The 19,588-nt window shown below is 71.8% G+C and carries 20 protein-coding genes; 10 read left to right on the forward strand and 10 right to left on the reverse strand.

Going from position 1 to position 19,588, the window contains the following annotated elements:
* Complete coding sequence (locus tag ACQPXG_RS14940; protein ID WP_433469971.1) at positions 1-453, forward strand: GtrA family protein; 453 nt, start codon at positions 1-3, stop codon at positions 451-453.
* An 18-nt stretch (positions 454-471) separates the two neighbouring features.
* On the opposite strand, the gene ACQPXG_RS14945 is transcribed toward ACQPXG_RS14940, so the two are convergent.
* On the reverse strand, positions 472-1,341 hold the full coding sequence (locus ACQPXG_RS14945; RefSeq protein ID WP_433468272.1) for an LLM class F420-dependent oxidoreductase: 870 nt from the start codon (positions 1,339-1,341) through the stop codon (positions 472-474).
* 129 nt (positions 1,342-1,470) lie between these two features.
* Here ACQPXG_RS14945 and ACQPXG_RS14950 point away from each other — a divergent pair, with 129 nt between their 5' ends.
* Positions 1,471-1,863 (forward strand): MerR family transcriptional regulator, encoded by a 393-nt coding sequence (locus ACQPXG_RS14950; protein ID WP_433468273.1) that lies wholly within the window; start codon positions 1,471-1,473, stop codon positions 1,861-1,863.
* On the opposite strand, the gene ACQPXG_RS14955 is transcribed toward ACQPXG_RS14950, so the two are convergent.
* Both ACQPXG_RS14955 and ACQPXG_RS14960 read right to left on the reverse strand, forming a co-directional pair.
* Positions 1,812-2,231 (reverse strand): hypothetical protein, encoded by a 420-nt coding sequence (locus ACQPXG_RS14955; RefSeq protein WP_433468274.1) that lies wholly within the window; start codon positions 2,229-2,231, stop codon positions 1,812-1,814. The genes ACQPXG_RS14950 and ACQPXG_RS14955 overlap by 52 nt on opposite strands.
* Positions 2,228-2,833, reverse strand: a complete 606-nt coding sequence (locus ACQPXG_RS14960) for a TIGR03086 family metal-binding protein (RefSeq protein ID WP_433468275.1) — start codon at positions 2,831-2,833, stop codon at positions 2,228-2,230. The genes ACQPXG_RS14955 and ACQPXG_RS14960 overlap by 4 nt, the downstream gene beginning before the upstream one ends.
* A gap of 83 nt (positions 2,834-2,916) precedes the next feature.
* Between ACQPXG_RS14960 and ACQPXG_RS14965 the strand changes: the two genes are divergently transcribed.
* Positions 2,917-4,326, forward strand: coding sequence for a PLP-dependent aminotransferase family protein (locus tag ACQPXG_RS14965; RefSeq protein WP_433468276.1), 1,410 nt, complete (start codon positions 2,917-2,919; stop codon positions 4,324-4,326).
* Here the strand turns inward: ACQPXG_RS14965 and ACQPXG_RS14970 are convergent, their stop codons facing one another.
* From ACQPXG_RS14970 to ACQPXG_RS15000, 7 genes are all read right to left on the reverse strand, one after another.
* Positions 4,327-5,601, reverse strand: a complete 1,275-nt coding sequence (locus tag ACQPXG_RS14970; protein ID WP_433468277.1) for an ABC transporter ATP-binding protein — start codon at positions 5,599-5,601, stop codon at positions 4,327-4,329.
* Between the two features lie 80 nt (positions 5,602-5,681).
* A complete protein-coding gene (locus ACQPXG_RS14975; RefSeq protein WP_433468278.1) occupies positions 5,682-6,482 on the reverse strand; it encodes an urease accessory protein UreD in 801 nt (266 codons plus the stop codon).
* On the reverse strand, positions 6,479-7,171 hold the full coding sequence (ureG, locus tag ACQPXG_RS14980; RefSeq protein ID WP_433468279.1) for an urease accessory protein UreG: 693 nt from the start codon (positions 7,169-7,171) through the stop codon (positions 6,479-6,481). The genes ACQPXG_RS14975 and ureG overlap by 4 nt, the downstream gene beginning before the upstream one ends.
* A gap of 60 nt (positions 7,172-7,231) precedes the next feature.
* A complete protein-coding gene (locus ACQPXG_RS14985; RefSeq protein ID WP_433468280.1) occupies positions 7,232-7,924 on the reverse strand; it encodes an urease accessory protein UreF in 693 nt (230 codons plus the stop codon).
* A complete protein-coding gene (locus ACQPXG_RS14990; protein WP_433468281.1) occupies positions 7,924-9,654 on the reverse strand; it encodes an urease subunit alpha in 1,731 nt (576 codons plus the stop codon). The genes ACQPXG_RS14985 and ACQPXG_RS14990 overlap by 1 nt, the downstream gene beginning before the upstream one ends.
* Positions 9,647-9,973 carry an urease subunit beta gene (locus ACQPXG_RS14995; protein ID WP_433468282.1) on the reverse strand — a complete coding sequence of 109 codons (327 nt, stop codon included), beginning with the start codon at positions 9,971-9,973 and terminating at the stop codon, positions 9,647-9,649. Before ACQPXG_RS14995 ends, ACQPXG_RS14990 begins: the two co-directional genes overlap by 8 nt.
* Positions 9,970-10,272, reverse strand: a complete 303-nt coding sequence (locus tag ACQPXG_RS15000; RefSeq protein WP_433468283.1) for an urease subunit gamma — start codon at positions 10,270-10,272, stop codon at positions 9,970-9,972. Before ACQPXG_RS15000 ends, ACQPXG_RS14995 begins: the two co-directional genes overlap by 4 nt.
* 319 nt (positions 10,273-10,591) lie before the next feature.
* On the opposite strand from ACQPXG_RS15000, the gene ACQPXG_RS15005 reads away from it, so the two are divergent.
* The 7 genes from ACQPXG_RS15005 to efeO all read left to right on the forward strand — a co-directional run bounded on the left by ACQPXG_RS15005 (position 10,592) and on the right by efeO (position 19,575).
* Positions 10,592-12,199: an FAD-dependent oxidoreductase gene (locus tag ACQPXG_RS15005; RefSeq protein WP_433468284.1), complete on the forward strand. Its 1,608-nt coding sequence runs from the start codon at positions 10,592-10,594 to the stop codon at positions 12,197-12,199.
* On the forward strand, positions 12,196-12,846 hold the full coding sequence (locus ACQPXG_RS15010; protein WP_433468285.1) for a Rid family hydrolase: 651 nt from the start codon (positions 12,196-12,198) through the stop codon (positions 12,844-12,846). Before ACQPXG_RS15005 ends, ACQPXG_RS15010 begins: the two co-directional genes overlap by 4 nt.
* 81 nt (positions 12,847-12,927) lie before the next feature.
* Positions 12,928-14,454 carry a M20/M25/M40 family metallo-hydrolase gene (locus tag ACQPXG_RS15015; RefSeq protein WP_433468286.1) on the forward strand — a complete coding sequence of 509 codons (1,527 nt, stop codon included), beginning with the start codon at positions 12,928-12,930 and terminating at the stop codon, positions 14,452-14,454.
* 101 nt (positions 14,455-14,555) lie between these two features.
* Positions 14,556-16,538, forward strand: coding sequence for a DNA primase (gene dnaG, locus ACQPXG_RS15020; protein ID WP_433468287.1), 1,983 nt, complete (start codon positions 14,556-14,558; stop codon positions 16,536-16,538).
* Between the two features lie 72 nt (positions 16,539-16,610).
* Complete coding sequence (gene rpoD / locus ACQPXG_RS15025; protein WP_433469972.1) at positions 16,611-17,756, forward strand: RNA polymerase sigma factor RpoD; 1,146 nt, start codon at positions 16,611-16,613, stop codon at positions 17,754-17,756.
* A 111-nt stretch (positions 17,757-17,867) separates the two neighbouring features.
* Complete coding sequence (locus ACQPXG_RS15030) at positions 17,868-18,332, forward strand: YbjQ family protein (RefSeq protein WP_433468288.1); 465 nt, start codon at positions 17,868-17,870, stop codon at positions 18,330-18,332.
* Between the two features lie 112 nt (positions 18,333-18,444).
* Complete coding sequence (efeO, locus tag ACQPXG_RS15035) at positions 18,445-19,575, forward strand: iron uptake system protein EfeO (RefSeq protein ID WP_433468289.1); 1,131 nt, start codon at positions 18,445-18,447, stop codon at positions 19,573-19,575.
* The last annotated feature ends 13 nt before the right edge of the window (positions 19,576-19,588 follow it).

A 19,588-nucleotide genomic window follows, 5' to 3' on the forward strand; every position in this document is an offset into this window, starting at 1 on the left:
ATGCAGCGGTCAAGACCGGACCAAACGGTCTCGTCCACCCCTGCCTACCGAACATTCCTCGGCGAACTGCTCAGCTTCGGTTTCGTGGGGTGCGTCGGCACTCTGATCATGATCTTCGGCGCCAACCTGATGCGCGCGTGGCTCGGCGGCAGCCCGGTCACCAGCGTCGTCGTGCCGGCCGCGGTGTCCACGCTGTCGTCCTACCTGCTCAACCGGTTCTGGACGTTCCGGCACCGGGACAGCGACGGCTCCGGCCGGGAGGTCGCGATCTTCTTCGCGCTGAACGGCGTCGGGGTGCTCATCCAGGTGCTGTGCACCGGCTTCACCTACTACACCCTCGGCCTGCACGGCGGGATCGCCTACAACCTCGGGCTGCTCGCAGGCGTCGGCCTCGGGTCGGCGTTCCGCTACTGGTCGTACAAGAAGTGGGTGTTCACGCCCGCGGCCGCCTAGCCGCACCGACCCCCGCTCTCACCGCCCCGCCGGGACGATCTTCTCGGTCTGGGTGTGCGCCTCGGCCAGGATGCCGGCGAGGTCCTGCCCGGTGCCCTGGGAGAAGATCGCGTGGTCGATGCCGCGTTCCGCCAGCCGCCCGATGGTGTCCACGGCCGCGTCGACCGACGGTTGGCTGGTGAAGTAGCTCAGCGACGTCTTCTCGATCTCGGTGTAGTCGCGACCCTCGCGCTCGCAGTGCTCCCGGAGCACGTCCAGCTTGTGCGGCAGCTCGTCACCGTCGAAGAGGTTGCACGCGTCGGCGTACCTGGCGACGAACCGCAGCGTCTTCTTCTCTCCGCCGCCGCCGATGAGGATCGGCGGGTGCGGGCGCCGCAGCGCGGGCGGCGAGTTCAGGGGCCGCTCCAGCCGGTAGTGCTCGGCCTCGAACGGCGACTCGTCGCCCTCCCACATCCGCTGGGCGATCCGCAGCGTCTCCTCCAGCCGCTCGAACCGCTCGGCCGTCGGCGGGAACGCGATGCCGAGGCCCCGCGACTCCTCCTCGTTCCACGCCGCGCCGATGCCGAGCCACGCGCGGCCGCCCGACAGGACGTCCAGCGTGGTCGCCGTCTTGACCAGGATTCCCGGGTGCCGGTAGGTGACGCCGGTGACCATCGTGCCGAGCGTGATCCGCTCGGTGAGCGCGGCCGCGTAGGCGAGCGCGGAGTAGCCCTCCAGCATGGGCTCCTCCGGCGCGCCCACCATGCCGATCTGGAAGAAGTGGTCCATCACCCACAGCGAGTGCAGCCCGCCCTGGTCGGCCTCGCGGGCGATGCGGCCGAACACCGGGCCGATCTGCTCGGGTCCGCCGGGAAAGGTGAAGCTCGGTATCTGAAGTCCGATGCGCATGACCGTCCCTCGCGCCTCTCGTAGTCGGCTGTCACCTTCCACTCTGGGACCTGGAGTGCGCTCCAGGTCAAGCGGGCCCGTCAGCCGGGCGTTGACCTGGAGCGCACTCCAGGTGCGATCCTGGACGGCGTGAGCTCCTACTCTCCCGCCGAGACCGCCGAGAAGAGCGGTTTCAGCATCGACACGCTGCGTTACTACGAGAAGATCGGGCTGCTCTCCGGCATCGCGCGGAACGCGTCCGGGCGGCGCGTGTTCAGCGACGACGACCTGCAGTGGCTCGGGATGCTGCGCTGCCTGCGCGGCACCGGGATGCCGATCGCCGAGATGCTGCGGTACTCCGAACTGGCCCGCGGCGGCACGGAGACCGTCCAGGAGCGGCTCGAACTGCTCCAGGAGCACGACCGCCGCGTGGAGGAGCAGATCGCCACGCTGCGCATCCAGCAGGAGCAGGTCAAGATGAAGATCGGCTTCTACCGCGACGTCGCCGGCTGCGACATCGCGCCCGCCGGCGCCTCGGCCTGAGCCAGCAGCCGCCCGGCCCGTGCCCAGGTCTCGGCGGGGTCGAAGCGGTCCGCCTCCCAGGTGTGGGCGTGGATCGTCCCGCGGTTCCGGAAGCGGCGCATGATCGCCACGTGCGGGGGCCAGCCGACGAAGCGGTGCAGTGCCGCTTCGTCCGTCCAGACCGAGACCGAGCCGCATCTGCGTCGCAGGGGGCGGGCCCAGAGCCAGACGCCGACGGCGCCCTCCAGGTCCGGCCAGGCCCGGCGGAGGTCCATGCCCGCGCGGAAGACCTTCGGCAGGTCGAGGGGATTCGCGCAGGTGAAGTCGGTGACGCTGACGAGGACCGGCCCGTCTCCGCCGGCCGGGCCGGCGCGCCAAGGGCTTCTCATCGCCATGAGGGGGACCGGCCGAGGAGGGACAGGAGGCGGTCCTCCGGCGGGGTGCCGTCCGTGGAGGGGACGGACGGGGCGAACGACTCGCCGGGGCCGCGGCCGTCCTCGGGGACGATGGCCGCGACCTTGAGGGACGCGGTGACGAGCTCCTCCGGCGGCTCCCACGGGACGCCGATCGCGGCCGCGACGTCCCACGCGTGCACGACCAGGTCCACGAAGTGGAAGCTGATCGCCAGGGACGCCGGGAACGCGCCGCCGTCCCGGATCTCCGGGAGAACGAGTTCGGCGTCCAGCGCCACGTCCTCGAAGGCGCGCGTCACGAGGTCGGCGGAGGTCCTCGCGGCGGCGTAGGGGTCGTCGCCCAGGTCGCCTGCGCGCCAGGCGGACAGCCGTGCGCCCTCGCCCCGGGCTGCGGCGGCGAAGCCCTCGTCCTGGCTGACCTGGTGGCGCAGGAGACCGTGCAGCGTCCAGTCGGGGCAAGGCGTGGGCAGGGTGAGCGCGTCCGGCTTCACCTGGGCGACGGTGCCGAGATAGAGGTCGGCCGCCTTCCGGTCGAGTGGACGGAAGTCGGTGGTGAGCAGTTCGGTCAGCAGATCCATACGGCCCACGCTAGGAACCACGAGAGGCCCAGGTAAAGGTCCAAAATTGCGAAGAATGATTGAGCCGATTTAGGGTCGGTGCCGTGGACCTGCACGTGAGCCTGGTGGGCCGGCGCGACCTCGCCGGGCAGATCTACGGGCAGCTGCGCACCGCGATCCTGGACGGCCGGCTGCGCGCGGGGGAGGCGCTGCCCCCGACCAGGGAGCTGGCGAGACGGCTGGCGATCTCCCGCAACACGGTCGGCGTCGCCTACGACCGGCTCGCCGCCGAGGGGTTCCTGACGAGCCGGGTGGGCGCGGGGACGTTCGTCCGGGAGACCGGGTCCGCCGCCCGGAGCGCGCCGGCCGCGTCGCCGCTGCGGCCGCGGAGGATCTGGGACGAGGTGTCGGCCTGGCCGCCGCGGATGCCGGGGATCAGGTGGGACTTCCGCGCCGGTCTGCCCGACGTGCGGCTGTTCCCGTACGAGGCGTGGCGGCGGATCATGGCGGGGCTGCTGCGGCCGTCGTCGCTGGCGGACCCCGCCTCCGCCGGCGACCCGGCGGGCCTGCCCGCACTGCGCGAGGCGATCGCCCGGCACGCCGGCCTCTCCCGGTCGGTGCGGGCGAACGGCCACGACATCGTCGTCACCGCCGGCATCCAGCAGGCGATCGACCTGATCGTCCGGGTGCTGCTCGAACCGGGCGACGTGGTGGCCGTGGAGGATCCTGGGTACCCGCCGGTGCGGATGCTGCTCACCGCCGCCGGGATGCGGGTCCGGGGCGTGCCGGTCGACGCGGAGGGGCTGCGGGTGGACGCGCTGCCCGGCGAGGCGCGGGCCGTCTACGTCACGCCGTCCCACCAGTTCCCGCTGGGCATGCCGATGTCGCTGCCGCGCCGCCGGGCGCTGCTCGGCTGGGCGCGGCGCCGCGACGCGGTGATCGTCGAGGACGACTACGACACCGAGTACCGGTACGGCGGACGTCCGATCGAGCCGCTGCAGAGCCTCGACGAGGACGGCCGGGTCCTCTACACGGGCACCTTCTCCAAGATCATGCGGCCGGTGCTGCGGCTGGGGTTCCTCGTCGCGCCGCCGTCGCTGCACCACGCCTTCCGGATGGCGCGGTACGTCTCGTCCTGGCACGCCGAGCTGCCCGCGCAGGCGGCGCTCGCCCGGTTCATGGACGAGGGCCTGCTCGCCCGGCACATCCGCAGGTCGCGCCGCGAGTACCTGGCGCGGCACGAGCGCGTCACGGAGCTGGCCGGGGGCCTGCTCGGGGACCGGCTCACCCTGGCTCCGTCCGAGGCGGGGCTGCATCTGAGCGCCACCCTCCCGGACGGGACGGACGACGCCGCGATCGCCGCGAAGGCGCTCGACGCGGGCGTCGGGCTGTTCGCGCTGTCGGAGTTCGCCGTGTCGGGGCCGCCCGCGCCGGGCCTGGTCTTCGGCTACGGGGCCGTGACGCCGTCCGAGATCGAGGACGGAATGCGCAGGCTGCGCGAGATCCTGGCCTGACTAGCGGTGGACGGGCGTGACGCGCCGGCCGGCCGCGTCGAAGAACAGGACGCGGCCGATGTCGACGGTCAGGGCGACATGGTCACCCCGGTCGGGGCGGCCGCCGGGCGCGATGCGGAACACCAGGTCGGATCGGCGGTGGTGGCCGGCGTGCTCCTCGGCCGGGTCCACCTCCTCGGGCGCCCTCCCGAGCATCGCCCGCAGCCGGCCGCGCAGCCCGGGGCGCTCGGGCGCGTACGTCTCCGCCGGTTCCGGCCGCCCCACCTCGCCCGCGTCGACCGTCGGGATGCCCGCCTCGGCGTAGGCGAGCCACTCGTGCCCGTGGAATTCCAGCGCGCGGACCTGCCCGGACAGGACGGTGCCGGGCGGGGCCGGGGAGCCGGGGGCGATCGGCATCAGCGTGTCCGGCCGGATCCCGACGATCACCGGCCGGCCGTGCTGGCTGATCAGCGCCGACGCCCGGGGGTCGTCCCACGGGACGGTCAGCCGCTGCGGCCCGAGGTCGAGCAGCAGCCCCTCGCCCTCGACGGCCCACAGCGTGGCCTGCAGCAGGTTCATCGGCGGCGAGCTGAGGAACGCGGCCACGAACACCGTCGCCGGGTCCTCGTAGATCTGCTCGGGGGTGCCGACGTCCTCCAGGACGCCGTCCCGCAGCACCGCCATCCGGTCGGCCATCGTCATGGCCTCGACCTGGTCGTGGGTGACGTAGACGGTGGTGGTGCCGGTGGACCGCACCAGCGCGGCGATCTCGACGCGCAGCTCGGTGCGCAGCCCCGCGTCCAGGCTCGACAGCGGCTCGTCCATCAGGAACAGCGACGGCTCGCGGATCAGCGCCCGCCCGATCGCGGCCCGCTGCCGCTGGCCGCCCGACAGCGTGCCCGGCATCCGGTCGATCATCGTGTTGATGCCGAGCGCGCGAGCCAGTTCGACGACCTTCGCGGTGGCCTCGGCACGGTCGTCCCCCGACACCTCCAGGGGGAACATCATGTTGCCCTTGACCGTGCGGTGCGGGTAGAGCGCGCCCTCCTGGAACACCATCGCCACGTTCCGGTCGCGCGGCGGCAGCTCGTTGGCGACGATCCCGTTCAGCCACAGGTCGCCGCTGGTGATCTCCTCCAGGCCGGCGATCATCCGCAGGATGGTGGACTTGCCGCACCCGGACGGCCCGAGCAGGACGAAGAGCTCCCCGTCGTTGATGCGCAGGCGGACGTTCCGGACGGCCGCCTGCCCGCCGGGATAGACCTTGTCGACGCCGTCGAGCACAACTTCCGTCATCGGGGCCGCCTGGGAGTGGGCAGAACTTCGGTCCGTCATCCCATCGTGCGACGGTGCGTTTGTCCATAGCCCACCAAGAGTTACCGATCATTAACTAGGCCGGGTCCGGCCATGCCGGTGGCCATGCCGGTTGACATGGTCTTGTTCGGGTCCGGTTCGCCGGCCGTCCATGCCACGGACTCCCCGTGGACGAGCCGTTGTCGCAGCACGGCCGAGTTCTCCGCCGTCGCGCTGATCAGCGCGCCGCCGCCGGCCAGGGGGAGGAGGGACAGGCCTTCGGCGGCGTACGGCTCCCGCGTCAGGTCCTCGCCGACGAGCAGGACGGCACCGGACGCCCCCGCACCGCCCAGGACGGCGCCGCTCCCGTAGGTCCCGGGGTCGTCCAGGCACAGTTCGTGCCGGAGCAGGGGCGCGCCGCAGTACGTCACGTCGAGCCGGCCGGTGTGGCGGCCGGGCCGTTCGCCGTACCTGCCGAGGACCAGCTCCTCGCGCCAGCGCAGCGTCGCTCCGGCGGCGAGCGCGACGGAGGCGGCCGCACGGTGATCGCATCCCGCCGCCGCGACGGTCGGCTCGGGCGCGAAGTCGAGGTGGCCGCCCGGCCCGACCACGGCCCGGACCGTCAGCCCGGACGGGCCGTCGCCCGGCAGCGCGACCGATGTGGCGGACGAGCGGACCGCGAGACGCGCGCCCGCCCCCACGGTCAGCTCGAGGTCGAGCTCGTCGCCGCCGAGCGGACCCGCGGCCGCACCGACCAGGTAGACCGCGTCATCCGCCGCACGCGGCGCGAGGGGGCCGTCGGACCGCAGCCGCGTCAGCCGGGTCCGGCCGTCCGCGGCGCGCTCGGCGGCCACGGCCGCCCGGGCCCGGTACCCGCGCGTCACGGTGCGGCTATGGTGGCGGTGTCCGGGTGCGTGCGTCCGCGGGCTTCGTCGAGGATCGTGCGGATCCACGCGGTCACCTCCGGGGAGTCCGGGCGTTCGCGGAGCGAGGTGAACGCCACCGGGCGGCCGTCGCGGACCCGGGCGGCATCGCGGGCCATCATGTCCAGGTCGCTGCCGACCAGCGGCGCCAGGTCCGTCTTGTTGACGACGAGCAGGTCGGCCGCCGCGACGCCGAGACCGCCTTTGCGGGGGACGTCGTCGCCGCCCGCCACGTCCAGCACGAAGATCTGCCGGTCCGCGAGGCCGCGGCTGAACAGCGCGGTCAGGTTGTCGCCGCCGCTCTCCACGATGATCAGGTCGAGCCGCCCGTGCCGCGCCTCCAGCGCTTCGACCGCGTCCAGGTTGGCGGAGATGTCGTCGCGGATCGCCGTGTGCGGGCAGGCCCCCGTCCGCACGGCCGTGATCCGGTCGTCGGGCAGGACGGCCTCGCGGCGCAGGAAGTCGGCGTCCTCGGTGGTGTAGATGTCGTTGGTCACCACCGCCAGCTCCAGCTCGTCGCGCAGCATCCGGCACAGCGCGGCGGTCAGCGCGGTCTTACCGCTGCCGACCGGGCCGCCGATGCCGAGCCGCAGCGCGCGGTCCGCCGCGGGCGCGGCCTCGTACGGGTCGTGGTGGTGAACGGCTCCCATGGCTCCTCCGTCGGGGTCGGGCGCTTGCGTCTCGGTGGCGTGCGGTTCACTGTCGCGGTCTCAGGATTCGAACAGGCGCAGGTCGGCGCTGAGGTGGAGCTCGGCGTAGAGGTCGAGCATGGGCGCGGACGCTGCGGGGAGCTCCGCCCAGGGACGTCCCGCATACTTCGCCGCTTCGGCCGCGACCGCGTCCACCCGGCAGGCCAGCGAGTCGAGGGCCCGGTTGACGGCAAGCGGGTCGAGGCCGAGCAGCCGGACGGCGGCGGACGCGGCGCCGGTCACCGTCCCGTACGCGGTCACGGCGGCGGCCTGTTCCGGCGTTCCGTCCATGGCCGCCGTGGCGGCGCCGAGGACGAGGGGGTGGTGCGGCCCCCCGGACAGGGCGCCGAGGACGTCGAGAGCGGGATGCGGCCAGGTCGTCCGCGCGACCCGCAGCAGGGACCGGCCCTGGGAGCGAGACGCGCGGCGCTGTGCGGGGGACGGCGCCCGGGCATCGGTCTCGGCGTCCAGGAGACGCCAGGACGCCTCGTCTTCCGGGCCGGACTCCGCGGCGTGGCGGCAGGCGGCCGCCGACAGGGCCGCGGCGACGAGACCCGCCGTCGCGAGGCGCCCGCGAAGGAAGCCGGCCATGGACGCGACGTCCCGGACCGTCCCCGCCGCGACCGCCGGTTCGAGCCCGCCGGAGTGCGCGTGCCCGCCGGCCGGCAGGCGCGAGTCGGCGAGCAGCAGCAGCCGTGCGGGCAGCCCGGTCATCAGAAGAGGAAATAGCGCTGCGCCATCGGCAACTCCGTGGCCGGGGCGGGCTCGACCTCGTCACCGTCGATCGACACCGTGAACGTGTCCGGGTCGACCTCGATCCTGGGCATCGCGTCGTTCAGCCGCATGTCGGCCTTGGCCACCAGCCGGGTGTCCTTGACCGGGACGAGCCTCCGCCGGACGGACGGGAGCCTGTCGGCGAGCCCGTCGTCCAGCGCGGCGGGAGACACGAAGTGCACGGACGTGCCCGCCGCGACGCCCGGAGCGGCCCCGAACATCGGGCGCGGCAGGATCGGCTGCGGCGTCGGGATCGAGGCGTTCGCGTCCCCCATCGCCGCCCACGCGATCACCCCGCCCTTCAGGACGGCGTGGGGCCGCACCCCGAAGAACGCCGGGTCCCACAGGACGAGGTCGGCGAGCTTGCCGGGCTCGACCGAGCCGATCTCGGCGTCCAGGCCGTGCGCGATCGCCGGGTTGATCGTGTACTTGGCCACGTACCGGCGGGCCCGCAGGTTGTCGGCCGGGCCCTCCAGCGCGCCGCGCCGGCGCCGCATCGCGTGCGCGGTCTGCCAGGTGCGGATCACGGTCTCGCCGATCCGGCCCATCGCCTGCGAGTCCGACCCGATCATCGCGATCGCGCCGAGGTCGTGCAGGACGTCCTCCGCCGCCATCGTCGTCGGCCGGATCCGGGACTCGGCGAACGCCAGGTCCTCGGGCACCGACGGGTTGAGGTGGTGGCACACCATCAGCATGTCGAGGTGCTCGTCGAGCGTGTTGACCGTGTGCGGGCGCGTCGGGTTCGTCGAGGACGGCAGGACGTTCGGGTGGGACGCGACGGTGATGATGTCGGGCGCGTGCCCGCCGCCCGCACCCTCGGTGTGGTAGGCGTGGATCGACCGTCCGCCGATGGCCGCCAGGGTGGACTCCACGTATCCGGCCTCGTTGAGCGTGTCGGTGTGCAGCGCGACCTGGACGCCCGACTCGTCCGCGACGCGCAGGCAGGCGTCGATCGCGGCCGGGGTCGAGCCCCAGTCCTCATGCAGCTTGAAGCCGGACGCCCCGGACCGCAGCTGCTCCCACATGGCCTCTTCGGAGACGGTGTTGCCCTTGCCGAGCAGCGCCACGTTGACCGGCCACCCGTCCAGCGCCTCCAGCATGCGGTGCAGGTACCAGACGCCGGTCACGGTTGTGGCCTTGGTGCCCTCCGCGGGCCCCGTCCCCCCGCCGATGAGCGTGGTGACTCCGGAGCCGAGCGCCTCCTCCAGCAACTGCGGGCAGATCAGGTGGACGTGCGAGTCCACGGCCCCGGCGGTGAGGATCTTCCCGTTCCCGGCCAGCACCTCGGTGGTCGGGCCGATGACGAGGTCCGGATGGACGCCGTCCATCGTGTCCGGGTTGCCGGCCTTGCCCAGCGCGACGATCCGTCCGTCCCGGACGCCTACGTCGGCCTTGACGACGCCCCAGTGGTCCAGGACGACGGCGCCGGTGATGACAAGGTCGAGCGCGCCGTCCGCGCGGGTGGTGCGCGCCTGGCCCATCGACTCGCGGATCACCTTGCCGCCGCCGAACACGACCTCGTCGCCCGCACCCGCCGGTCCGCGGCTGCGGTCCTCGGTCACCTCGACGAACAGGTCGGTGTCGGCGAGCCTGATGCGGTCCCCGGCGGTGGGGCCGTACAGGGCCGCGTAGCGCGCGCGGGAGAGGACGGGCGGAGAGGGTTCAGTCATCGAGCGGTCCCGCCTTCTCTTTGCGCAGTCCGGGGACGTCCCGCCGCCCCGCCAGCGGAACGAGGCCGACCTCGTGGGTCATGCCGGGCTCGAACCGGACGGCCGTCCCGGCCGCCACGTCCAGTCGGTGGCCCCACGCCGCGTCCCGGTCGAACGAGAGCGCCGGGTTCGCCACGGCGAAGTGGTAGTGCGACCCCACCTGCACGGGACGGTCGCCCGTGTTGACCACGGTGACGATGACGCGGGGGCGGCCCGGGTTGAGCTCCACGGCCCCCTCCCCGTGGACGATCTCGCCCGGGACGACGGCTTCGCCGCTCATGGGACGGGCCGGTGGACGGTGACGAGCTTGGTGCCGTCGGGGAACGTCGCCTCGATCTGGACGGAGTCGAGCATCTCCGGGATGCCGTCCATGACGTCCTCGCGGGTGAGGACGGTCCGGCCGGACTCCATGAGCTCGGCGACCGTCCGTCCGTCCCGGGCGCCCTCCAGGACGTGGACGGCGATGATCGCGGTCGCCTCGGGATGGTTGAGCCGCAGCCCGCGCGCGCGCCGGTCCCGCGCGACCTGCGCCGCGACGTGGATGAGCAGACGTTCCTGCTCGTGTGGAGTGATCAGCACACCTCAGGACGCTAACCCCCCGCCGAACCGTGATGACCGGCCGGGTTGTGCTTTTAACAGCAATTTCACATCCGGCCGCCGCCGAAACATTTCCGTCACGTGAGGCGCGAACCCCGGCAACCGGGCGGCGGGGTCGACGACCGGCCGATCGGTGGCATCAGGCCGGCCGCGGCATGGGTCCCCGTCCGTGCCGGTGAGGCTTCCGAAACCGGTTGATCACCGGAGGAGCCGGTCGGCAACACGTCTCTTACAGATCGCGGCGTCCCTCGAAATGGAACGGTCCCAGACTTCCCGGACGACGAGATCTTGGAGGTGCTCCTTGGCGACTTCGGCTGAGCCGACGAGTGTCAGCAGACGTGGCTTCCTCACCCGGGTCGGGGCCACCGGCGGGGCGGGCGCCATGTTCGCCACCATGGGCGCGCTGGGCCTCGCCCCGAGCGCGGAGGCGCGCACCCGCGTCGCCTTCCAGCCCCCGCAGGAATCGGACTTCCGATTGCGCGGCCGTGCGGCCGCGAAGATCGTGGTGCTCGGCGCCGGCGTCGCCGGGCTGGCCACGGCGTACGAACTGGGCAAGGCCGGCTACCGGGTCACCGTGCTGGAAGCGCAGGACCGGGTGGGGGGCCGCAACCGCACGCTGCGCGGCGGCGACCGCCTCACCGAGACGGGCGGCGAGACCCAGCGGGTCGGGTTCGGTGACGGCACCTACATGAACGCGGGCCCGGCGCGCATCGCGCAGTGGATGACGACGATGGACTACTGCCGGGAACTGGGCGTCCCGCTGGAGGTCTTCACCAATGCGAACGCCCAGGCATATCTCTTCAACGAGTCGGCCGGGATGAAGTCCCCTGTGCGGTGGCGCACCGCGAAGGCCGACGTCTACGGGTACATCTCCGAACTGCTCGCCAAGGCGACCGACCAGGGCGCACTAAACGAGCGCCTCACCTCAACCGACAAGGAGAAGTTGCTGTCGTTCCTGTCGGGTTTCGGCGCCATCGGGGCCAAGACCGACGGGTACGCGTACAAGGGCAGCGACCGGCGCGGCTTCAGCGTCGACCCGGGGGCGGCCGACGTGGAGGGGACGATCCTCGGGCCCCCGCCCTCCCTGTCGGACGTCCTGACCAGCGACGTTGGCCGCTACTTCTCCTTCGAGTTCGGTTACAGCCAGGCGATGCTGATGTTCCAGCCCGTGGGCGGCATGGACGCCATTCCGCGCGCGCTGGCCAAGGCCGTCGGGCAGGACCGGATCCGCACGGGTGCCAAGGTCACCAAGATCACGAACCTCGCTGAGGGCGTGCGGATCCAGTACGAGGCGGACGGACGCACCCGGCTGCTGGAGGCGGACTACTGCATCGCCGCCCTGCCGCCGCAGGTCCTCGCGAAGATCCCGCACAATCTGGGCGCGGCGGTCCAGTCCGCGCTGGGAACGCCCGTCCCGGTCTCCACAGGCAAGATCGGGTTGGAGTACCGGAACCGCTGGTGGGAGACCGAGGAGAAGATCTATGGCGGCATCACGAACACCGACCTGGACATCTCCACCATCTGGTACCCCTCGTACAACTACCACGGCCGCTCCGGCCTGCTCGTCGGCTACTACAACTTCGGCGCGCAGGCGGACACCTACGCGAAGCTGGGACACGCCGGACGGCTCGCCCGCGCCCTCGACCAGGGGGCGAAGATCCATGGCGACCGATACCGCCAGGGCATCGCCGCGTCCGCGTCCATCGCCTGGATCCGGCAGCCGCACATCGAGGGCGGCTGGGTGAGCTGGCCGTCCCGCGGCCCCGAGTACAAGCTCCTCAACCAGCCGCAGGGGAACGTCTACTACGCCGGCGACTGGCTCAGCTATGAGATCGCCTGGCAGCACGGCTCGTTCGAGTCCGCGCGCAAGGTCGTGACCGAGCTCCACCAGCGCGTCCTGAAGGGATGACCGTGCCTCCAAGCAGGATTCTCGTCTGCGGGTTCGTCACCGCCGTGCTCGCCGGGGTCGCCGGGGTCGCCGGGGTCGCGTCCGCCGCGCCCGAAGGCCCCGAGAAGCCGCCCCGTCCCAACGAGGTGCGTCCCGCGCTCCCCGCCGGGCAGAACAACCCGGCCATCGCGGGCGGCGTCGCCGTCGGAGGACGCGTCGCCACCTACACCGCGAGCGGCCTCGGCCCCAAGGAGGTCAACACCTCGGCCCCGGCGGGCAGCCCCGAGCGCTACAGCGAGTACACGACGCCGCCGCCCGGCGTCACCATCACCGAGGCCCAGTCGCTCAACGTCCTCAAGCAGATCACCGACAACCTCAAGGTCCAGGGCCTCACGCTCCGGGACGTGATCTCCATGCGGGCCTACCTCGCCAACGCCCCCGGCACCGACACGGCGGACTTCGCCGGATGGAACCGCGCCTACCGGCAGTACTTCGCCAACACCGACCTGTCGACCGGCATGCCCGTGAACGTGCCGCTCGGCACCGCGTCGCCCGCCCCTCCCATGTACGTCAACCCCGCACGGCCGTCACGGGTGACCCTGGAGATCGAGAACCTCCCTGTGCCAGGCTGGCTCGTCGAGGTGGAGGTCGTGGCCGCGTTCCGGTAGCGCGGCCCCGTCCGTCCACGGTCCGGGAGCGTCCTGCGGCCTCACCGCCGGGCGCTCCCGCCCATCGAAGGAGGAGCTCCCTTGTCCGACTCCCCGGCCCCCGTCTCCCGCCGCGCCTTCCTGCACCGCACCGGCGCAGGTGCCGTCCTGCTCGCGGGCGGCGTCCTCGCGGGCGGCACCGCCGCCGCCGCGCCGGCCGCGCTCGCGCGCAAGCCCGCGCCGGCCGACCTCGACCCGCTGGCCCTGCTGAAGAAGATGCTGTCCTTCGACACCCAGAACCACGGCCAGGGCGGCGTCACCCGGCCGTACGCCGAGATGCTCAAGGCGGTCTGGGACTCGGCGGGCGTCCCCGCCGAGATCATTCCGACGCCGCAGAAGGACAACGTCCATCTCATCGCCCGGATCAAAGGCACCACGGCGGCGCCGCCGCTGCTCCTGCTCGGGCACTCCGACGTCGTCCCGGTGGAACGTGACAAGTGGTCGGTCGACCCGTTCGCCGGGATCGTGAAGGACGGCGAGATCTACGGCCGCGGCGCCCTGGACATGAAGGGCGCCAACTCCGCGAACATCAGCGCCCTGCTGCGGCACGTGAACGAGGGCGCGAAGTTCGACCGTGACATCATCGTGCTCACCGACTGCGACGAGGAGGCCGGCCAGTACGGCTCCGGCTGGCTCGCCGAGCACCACTGGGACAAGATCAACGCCGGCATGGTGCTCACCGAGGGCGGCTGGTTCCTGGCGCAGAAGGACCGCAGGACGCCAATGCTGATCACGGTGACCCGCCAGGACAAGGTCTACTTCAACCTCGATCTCGTCGCCGACGGCACCGCCACCCACTCGTCCAAGCCCAATCCCGACTCCGCCATCGCCAAGCTCTCCCGCGCCGTCGCCGAGGTCGACACCTGGCTGGCGCCCGTCGCCCTGACGCCGGTCACCCGCGAGTACTTCTCGGCTCTGGCCAAGGCCACCGACGACGGCCCGTTCGAACGCGCGCTGCGGCTGCTGCTGTCCGCGAAGTCGCAGCAGGCCCGGGAACGGGCGGCCGCGCTGGTGGTCAAGCGCAGCTCGTACCCGTGGCTCCACCAGGCCCTGCTCCGGACGACCCACGCCTTCGTGATCGAGGACGCGGGTTACAAGGAGAACGTCGTCCCGTCCACCGCCACGCTGCGGATCAACTGCCGGGGCGTGCCGGGCGGGCAGCGGCCCCGCGACTTCCTCGCCGCGTTCCGCAAGCGGCTCGCGGACCGCGACGTGACGGTCAAGCTCGCCGGCAACCCGGGCGAGTCGGAGGAGGACGCCCTCAAGCGGCTGGACCAGACGTGGGCCAAGCAGCCGTCCAGCCTGGACTCCCCGCTGTTCACGGCGATCGGCGACGCGGCCGCCAAGACCTACCCGGACGCCGTGTTCGCGCCGGCACTGTTCGAGGCCGGGACCAGCCTGTCGCCGTGGACGTCCAAGGGCGTCCCCGGGTACGGCGTCTACCCGTACGTGGTGGACAACGACCAGCTGATCGCCATGCACGGCAACGACGAGCGCATCACGGTCGACGCCCTCAAACAGGGCACGGACTTCATGTACCGCCTCTTCGACCGCTTCCGGGTGCGCTGAGACGGGATGCGCCCCCGCCCCGCGACGGGACGGGGGCGCACCGACGCCGGGTTCAGATGTGATGCCCGCGATGTCGTGGGGCCGCCGTAGACTCCTTGGTCGTGGCAGGCCGGATTCGCAATGAGGACATCGCACTCGTTCGGGAGCGCTCGTCCATCGCCGACGTCATCGGCGAGTACCTGCAGCTGCGCAGCGCGGGCGGCGGGAACCTCAAGGGCCTCTGCCCGTTCCATGACGAGAAGTCGCCGTCGTTCAACGTGACGCCCTCGCGCGGGCTGTACTTCTGCTTCGGCTGCGAGGCGGGCGGCGACGTCATCAAGTTCGTCCAGGAGATCGAGCACCTGTCGTTCGGCGAGTCGGTGGAGCGGCTCGCGGCCCAGGCCGGGATCCAGCTGCGCTACGAGGAGGGCGGCGGGCGCGGTCCCCGGCAGGACGGCGGGCAGCGCGCCCGGCTCGTCGAGGCGCACAAGGCCGCCGCCGAGTACTACACCGAGCGGCTGGCCTCCCCGGAGGGCATGATCGGCCGGACGTTCCTGTCCGAGCGCGGCTTCGAGCAGGCCGACGCGGAGCACTTCGGCGTCGGGTTCGCGCCCCGGGAGTGGGAGGGCCTCGTCCGGCACCTGCGCGGCCGCGGCTTCGCCGACCGCGACATCATCGCCGGCGGCCTCGCCAAGGAGGGGCGGCGCGGCCCGATGGACCGGTTCCGCGGCAGGCTGATGTGGCCGATCCACGACCTGTCCGGCGACGTGATCGGGTTCGGCGCGCGTCGGCTCTACGAGGACGACGACGGCCCCAAGTACCTGAACACCCCCGAGTCGCCGCTCTTCCACAAGGGCTCGGTCCTGTACGGGGCCGACCTCGCGAAGAAGGAGATCGCGCGGCGGCGGCAGGCCGTGGTGGTCGAGGGCTACACCGACGTGATGGCCTGCCATCTGGCGGGCGTCCCGACGGCGATCGCCACCTGCGGGACGGCCTTCGGCGACGACCACATCAAGGTCCTGCGCCGGCTGCTGATGGACCAGGACGAGTTCCGCGGCGAGGTGATCTTCACCTTCGACGGCGACGCGGCCGGGCGGAAGGCGGCGCTGCGCGCGTTCGACGACGAGCAGAAGTTCGTCTCGCAGACGTTCGTGGCCGTCCAGCCGGACGGGCTCGACCCGTGCGACCTGCGCATCCGGCACGGCGACGCGGCGGTGCGCGACCTCGTGGCGTCCCGGCTGCCGCTGTTCGAGTTCGCGGTGCGCAGTGCGATCGAGCAGCACGACCTCGACACGGTCGAGGGGCGGCTCGGCGCGCTGGACGCGGCGGCCCCCGTCGTCGCCGCCATCAAGGACCGCTCCCGGCGGCACATGTACGCGGTCAACCTGGACCGCTGGCTCGGCATCATGGACGAGCAGTTCGTGCTGCGCCGCGTCCGGGAGCTGGCCGCCCGCCGGCAGGGCCGCCCCCAGCCCGGAAACGGCCGCGGGCAGAACGGCCGCGGGCAGAACGGCCGCGGGCCGGACCCGCGGGGCCCGTCCGCGCACGGCCGACCCGCCGCCGGGCACGCGCAGAACGGGCGGGGCGAGAACGGAGACGGCGGCGAGCCGCGGCGGCCGGCCTTCGACCTGGCCGATCCCGAGGTCCAGCGGGAGCGTGAGCTGCTGAAACTGGCCGTCCAGCGGCCGGCGCTGCTCGGGCCGGCGTTCGAGGAGGTCCCGGCGGAGGCGTTCATCGCGCCGCCGCACGCGGCGGTGCGCGCGGTGATCGGCGAGGCGGGCGGTGTGACGGCGGCGGGGAACGTCCCGGAGTGGATTTCGCGCCTGCTGGAGCGGGCGCCGAACGACCAGGTCAGGGACATGATCACCAAGCTCGGGGTGGAACCGGTCCGGTCCGCCCAGGAATCGGACGACCGTTATGCCGCGGAACTGCTGGCCCGGATACAGGAACGCCAGCTCACCCGGATGATCGCCGACGCGAAATCTAAACTCGGGCGGCTGAATCCGGTCGAGGCGCAGGAGGAGTACCACCGGCTCTTCGGCGATCTTGTCGCGCTTGAGCAGCAGAGACGGGTGTTGCGGGAGAGAGGGCTTGGATCACAGTAGGTCAACGGACCGCAAAAATAGGTCCTGTGATCTAGGCCCCGTTTGACGCAGACTGTCTGCGTGGGCCCTTCGGTGCTGCCAAGCGAGGCGCCATCGGTTGATCAGGTGGCGGACCTCGTCGCACGTGGCAGAGAACGCGGCGGTGTGACCGTCGAGGACGTCGCTGCCGCGCTCGATCGCTCGGACTTGCCGGACGACTCCCTGGAGCGGGTCGTCCGGATGCTCGCAGAGCAGGGGGTGGAGGTCCTCGAGTCTCAGCAGGAGACCGAGGACGTCACGCGAGCGGATGAGGGAGACCTCGGCAAGCGGGCGCCGACGAGCGACCTGGTTCGGATCTACCTGAGAGAGATCGGTCGCGTACCGCTGCTCACGGCAGAAGATGAAGTAGAACTCGCGAAATCGATCGAGGCGGGACTGTTCGCCGAGGAGAAGATGGCGCGTACCGCCGTCCTCGCCCGCGGCGAGCTGATCGACCTCGAACTGCTCTCCCGCGACGGTACGCGGGCGAAGCAACGCCTGATCGAGGCCAACCTGCGGCTGGTGGTCTCGATCGCCAAACGCTACGTCGGCCGGGGAATGCTCTTCCTCGACCTGATCCAGGAGGGAAATCTCGGACTCATCCGTGCGGTCGAGAAGTTCGACTACACCAAGGGGTTCAAGTTCTCGACCTACGCCACCTGGTGGATCCGGCAGGCGATCACCCGGGCCATCGCCGACCAGGCCCGGACGATCCGCATCCCGGTGCACATGGTGGAGACGATCAACAAGCTGGTCCGGGTGCAGCGGCAGATGCACCAGGATCTCGGCCGGGAGCCCAGCCCGGACGAGATCGGGCTGGAAATGGGGCTGTCGCCCGTCCGGGTGGTGGAGATCCAGCGGATCGCGCAGGAACCGGTGTCGCTGCAGTCGCCGATCGGCGAGGAGGACTCCGACCTCGGCGACTTCATCGAGGACGCGGACGCCGTGGTGCCGATCGAGGCCGCGGCGTTCATCCTCCTGCAGGACCAGCTGGAGGACATCCTCGGCACCCTGTCGGACCGGGAGCAGCGCATCATCCAGTTGCGCTTCGGCCTGACCGACGGGCATCCGCGCACCCTGGAGGAGGTCGGGCGGGAGTTCGGCGTGACGAGGGAGCGGATCCGCCAGATCGAGTCCAAGACGCTGGCGAAACTGCGCCACCCGTCCCGGGCGCAGATGCTCCGCGAGTACCTGGACTGACGGGCGTCCTCCCGGCGGCGCCCGCCGCGCGGCCGGGAGGACCGTCCACGGCCGGCCGTCATCTGGGCATTGCGTCGCATTTCGTCCGAACGTTGATTTACCGTGGTGGACATGCTGATCGTGACGACTGATGGCGTGGCGGGGTACGAGATCAGGAGCGTGCTCGGGGAGGTCCTCGGTACGGCCGTCCAAGCGGATCAGGGCTCGGCTCCGCACCCCGGGCAGGCCGGTAGCAGTGCGACGTTCCGGGTGACGGGGGAGCAGCCGGGCGTGAGCCTGGCCGCGGCGCGCCGGGAGGCGGTGGACCGGCTCGGCGAGGAGGCGCGCCGCAAGGGCGCGAACACGGTGGTCGGCATGCGGTTCGACACCGCCGCGGTCGGCAGCGTCCTGGAGGTCTGCGCCTACGGGACGGCCGTCTGGGCGGAGCCGGCGGGGCAGCAGCGCGAGCAGGCGCCCCAGTACCAGCAGCAGCCCCCGCAGCAGGGGCACATGCCCCCGTACGGGGAGCCGCAGGCCGGTGGCCCGCCGATGGTCGCGCGCAACCTCACGATGGGCCTGCAGGACCGCCCGCGCTGAGGGGGCCCGCGACGTGGGATGACTCACTGTCGCGGGGGCCACTTGACGTGCTGAGGTTAGCTTTCGCTAATTTAGGTAAGCCTAACCATCTGCGCGCCCCCTGGAGTCCCTGATGCGTCCTGTGTCCGTCCTCGCGCTCGCCGGCGCCGCCACGGTGTCGATGTCCCTTTTGACGGCGTGCGGCGGTGACGGCGACAAGACGGACGCGGCGGGCGGCATCGCGGTCACGGCCACCGACGACTCCTGCGAGGTGGCCAAGACCGACCTGCCCGCGGGCAAGACCACCTTCAAGGTCACCAACAAGGGCTCGAAGGTCAACGAGTTCGAGGTCCTCAAGCCGGACGGCAAGATCCTCGCCGAGCGGGAGAACATCGGGCCCGGCACCAGCGTCGACTTCGTCGTGAACCTGCCCGCCGGCCAGTTCAAGCTGCTGTGCAGCGCCGGGCAGACCGGCAAAGGCCCGTCCCAGAACGTCACGGTCAGCGGGGCCGCGGCAGGCGGTGACCAGCGGCTCGACAAGGCCGCCGCCGACTACAAGGCGTTCGTCGTCGTCCGGCTCGACGACACGATCGCCAAGACGAAGAAGTTCGTGGACGCGGTCAAGGCCGACGACGTCGAGAAGGCCAAGGAGCTGTACGCGCCGTCCCGCGTCGGCTGGGAGACGATCGAGCCGGTCGCGGAGAAGTTCGGCGACATCGACCCCAAGGTCGACGCCCGCGAGGCCGACCTCAAGCCGGAGGAGAAGAAGGACTGGTCCGGCTGGCACCTGCTGGAGAAGGCCCTCTGGAAGGACGGCTCGGTCAAGGGCAAGGAGAAGTACGGCGACCAGCTGCTGAAGGACCTGGAGACGCTGAAGTCGCGGCTGCCCGGCCTCACCCTCGACCCGGTCAACGACATGGCGGGCGGCGCGAAGGAACTGCTGGACGAGGTCGCCACCGGCAAGGTCACCGGCGAGGAGGAGGCGTTCAGCCACACCGACCTGGTCGACTTCAAGGCCAACGTGGACGGCGCCAAGAAGATCTACGAGCTGCTCAAGCCGGTCGTCCAGGAGCGGGACGCGCAGCTCGCGAAGGACCTCGACGAGAACTTCGCCGCCGTCGAGGCGCTGCTGAAGAAGCACGAGAAGGGCGACGGCTACGTCTCCTACGACAAGGTCGGCAAGGGCGACCGCAAGGAACTGGCCGACGCCGTGAACGCGCTGGGCGAGCCCCTTTCCAAGCTCGCCGAAGCCGTCGCGAAGTGACCCGGGACGAAGG

Origin of the sequence: Spirillospora sp. CA-128828 (assembly GCF_050945415.1) — a bacterium.
In the GTDB taxonomy this organism is placed as follows: domain Bacteria; phylum Actinomycetota; class Actinomycetes; order Streptosporangiales; family Streptosporangiaceae; genus Spirillospora.